The sequence below is a fragment of the Phenylobacterium sp. genome, from assembly GCF_037138395.1.
Lineage (GTDB): Bacteria > Pseudomonadota > Alphaproteobacteria > Caulobacterales > Caulobacteraceae > Phenylobacterium.
The window spans coordinates 1-1,828 of record NZ_JBAXIM010000255.1 but is presented as its reverse complement, the minus strand read 5'-3'; the positions used below and the strand labels follow the sequence as shown (position 1 = coordinate 1,828).

Genomic DNA, 1,828 nt, shown 5'->3' with positions numbered 1-1,828 from the left:
CCGGGAAAGGCCTCGGGGAACATGGTCAGGACTGTGACCTCGAAGGGCGGCGGCGCGGACATGCGGGGCTTGTGGACGAAGACGGCGTATATTTCGAGTCCCGGCGTCGCCCCGCGCTCGCCTTGCCGCGCCGGTCGACTGGCTCTATGCCCTATCCTTTCGCATCTGCAGCATTGATCCCCCAGCCATGTCCAAACCCGAAAACCTCGTCGACACCCTGGCGCTCGAGCGCCTTGAGGTGAACCTCTTCCGCGGATTGTCGCCGAACGAAGGGCCTGGCCGGATTTTCGGCGGACAGGTCATCGCCCAGTCCCTGCTGGCCGCCTATGGCACGGTCGAGGACCGGGTCTGCCATTCCCTGCACTGCTATTTCATCCGTCCGGGCGACCCGACCATACCGATCCTCTTCGACGTCGATCGGTCCCGCGACGGCGGCAGCTTTACCACCCGCCGGGTGATCGCCGTCCAGAACGGCAAGCAGATCTTCAACCTCGCCGCTTCCTTCCAGGCACCGGAAGAGGGCTTCGAACACCAGGCCGCCATGCCGGCCGTGGCCGGACCCGACGAACTCCCCGCAGAAGCCGAGGCCCTCAAGGCGGCCCTGGAGAAGATGCCGGAGGAGGCGCGCAAGTGGGCGATGCGTCCACGGCCCATCGAGATGCGCCCGGTGGACGGCTCCAGCCTCTTCGACCGTGAGCGGCCCGAAGCGCGGGAGCCGAAGAGCGAGGTCTGGTTCCGCGCCCGGGCGCCGATCGGCGAGGACCCCGTCCTGCACCAGGTGCTCCTGTCCTACGCCTCGGACATGAACCTGTTGTCCACCGCCATGCGGCCGCACCGGGTTCACTGGCAGACACGCAACTTCCAGTCCGCCAGCCTCGACCACGCCATGTGGTTCCACAAGCCGATGAACTTCAACGACTGGCACCTCTACGCCCAGGATAGCCCCAGCGCCGCCGGCGGCCGGGGCTTCATCCGCGGATCGATCTATTCCCGCGAGGGGGTCTTGGTGGCGAGCGTGGCCCAGGAAGGCCTGCTACGGCTGCGCAAGGACTGACCCGGCCTATTCGGTCTCGGCGGGGGGTTGGGCGACGATCCGACCTCCGGCAAGGTCGATCTCCGGGACGGCCTCCCGGGTGAAGGGCAGCCAGAAGGAGGAGGCCCCCTCGGGCTTGATCTCCAGGAGGTCGCCGGCGCCAAAGTCCTGAACTCCACGCACGGCCCCGAGAACCTGGCCATCCGGGGTTTCGACCCGCATTCCGACCAGGTCAGTGAGGTAGAATTCGTCCTCGTCGGGCGCCGGCAGGGCTTCCCGCAGGACGTGCAGTTTCAGGCCTCTCAGGGCCTCGGCCTGCTCGCGGGTCTCGACCCCGGTGGCCCGAGCGACCAGCCCGCCCTTGACGGGCCGGGCACCTGACAGTTCCGGTGCCGGGGAGCCGTCCGCCCGCCGCAGGTCGCGGTATTCGGCCAGGGTCATGGGATCGGCGGTGAAGCTGGTCACCCGCACGTCGCCGCGGACGCCGAAGGCACCGGCGATATGTCCGACAAGGATCAGCCGATCCGCCATTGCAGACCCTGGATCGGCCCGACGCAGGACGCCGGGCCGTCAGGTTCAGCCTTCCGAGGCTGTCTCTTCGGCGGCGGCTTCCTCAGCCGGAGCCTCAACGGCGACCTCAGTGGCGACCTCAGCCGGGGCCTCAACGGCGCCCTCAACCAGAGCCTCAACGGCGACCTCAACCGGGGCCTCAACGGCGACCTCAACCGGGGCCTCAACGGCGACTTCAACCGGGGCCTCAGCGGCGACCTCAACCGGGGCCTCAACGGCGACCTC

At 68.4% G+C, this 1,828-nt stretch carries 3 protein-coding genes; 2 read left to right on the top strand and 1 reads right to left on the bottom strand.

Annotated features, from left to right (window positions below; genetic code table 11):
• Positions 1-187 precede the first annotated feature (187 nt).
• Entirely contained in the window at positions 188-1,054 is an 867-nt protein-coding gene (locus WCJ52_RS12965; protein WP_336903719.1) for an acyl-CoA thioesterase II, read from the top strand.
• Between the two features lie 6 nt (positions 1,055-1,060).
• On the opposite strand, the gene rimM is transcribed toward WCJ52_RS12965, so the two are convergent.
• A complete protein-coding gene (gene rimM / locus WCJ52_RS12960; RefSeq protein WP_336903718.1) occupies positions 1,061-1,564 on the bottom strand; it encodes a ribosome maturation factor RimM in 504 nt (167 codons plus the stop codon).
• Here rimM and WCJ52_RS12955 point away from each other — a divergent pair.
• On the top strand, positions 1,535-1,828 hold a 294-nt coding region (locus tag WCJ52_RS12955), incomplete at its 3' end, for a hypothetical protein (protein ID WP_336903717.1). The two genes, rimM and WCJ52_RS12955, sit on opposite strands and share 30 nt — an antisense overlap.

Excerpts from the sequence above, each read along its gene's own strand:
- rimM (WP_336903718.1), bottom strand. The coding sequence starts at position 1,564 with ATGGCGGATCGGCTGATCCTTGTCGGACATATCGCCGGTGCCTTCGGC.
- WCJ52_RS12965 (WP_336903719.1), top strand. The coding sequence starts at position 188 with ATGTCCAAACCCGAAAACCTCGTCGACACCCTGGCGCTCGAGCGCCTT.